The 1,016-nt window shown below is 70.3% G+C and carries 1 protein-coding gene; it reads left to right on the forward strand.

All coding sequences use genetic code 11. From position 1 onward, the window contains the following. Nucleotides 1–1,012: condensation domain-containing protein (locus tag ACWELQ_RS46270; RefSeq protein ID WP_452403284.1), on the forward strand; the 1,012-nt coding region annotated here is incomplete at its 5' end. Between the last annotated feature and the right edge of the window lie 4 nt (nucleotides 1,013–1,016).

Here is a 1,016-nt window from a genome sequence, read left to right on the forward strand (position 1 = left end):
TGGCGGCTACCGGCGGCTCACACTGTCCACGCTGGTCACGCTTCCGTCCGGAATCGACTCCGCGCGAATGGAAGCCACGCTGCAAACCCTCCTCGACGGTCACGACATGCTGCGCGCGCGGCTCGAACACACCGGCGGCGAGCCACGGCTGCTCACCCGGGAACCCGGCGCGGTGCGCGCGTCCGAGGTGCTGACCGAGGTGGACGCGGCCGCCGATCTCGGTGCCGCGCTGGAACTTCGCTCACGCGAAGCCATCGACCGCATCGACCCGTCCGCCGGAATCATGCTGCAAGCCGTGCGATTCCGCCGTCCGTCGGGCGATGTGCTGCTGCTGACCGTGCACCATCTCGCGGTTGACCCGGTGTCCTGGCACATCATCCTCGGAGACCTGGCCGATGCCTGGCAGCAGCTCGAGACCATCGAGAAGCCCTGTCTCCCAGCGGAATCCACCTCCTACCGCCGTTGGGGTCAGCTGCTCGCCGCCCGTGCCCCGGGCCGTGAGGTGCAGTCCCAGCGTGAGTTCTGGGCCGGTCAGCTGGCGGGCGGCGACGCCCCGCTCGGCCGCCGCCGACCGGATCCGCGCATCGACACCTGGGATTCCTATCGGATCACCCCGTCCTTCACCGACTCCGAGGCGACACGCGACCTGCTCGCGGCCACCGGTGCGGGCGATCGAGCCGCCGGAATCCACGAATTCCTGCTTGCCGCCTGGGTGCTCACGCTCAACACCTGGCGAGCCGAACACGGCCAGGACCCCACCGCGGGTGCGCTGGTGGCCATGGAAGGGCATGGCCGCGAGGACGAACGGGTGTCGGCCGAGGCCGATACCGCACGCACCGTCGGCTGGTTCACCAGCGTGTACCCGCTGCGCCTGGCCGCCGGTTCCGGCATCGACGTGACCCGGGCGCAGGCCGATCCGGCCCCTCGCAGACTGTCGACCACCCCGATCCGCCGATCCCGCACCACCCCGGACACCTGCGTTTCGACCTGCTCGGACATACCCTCACGCTAGGTGC

The organism is Nocardia sp. NPDC004722, from assembly GCF_053601505.1.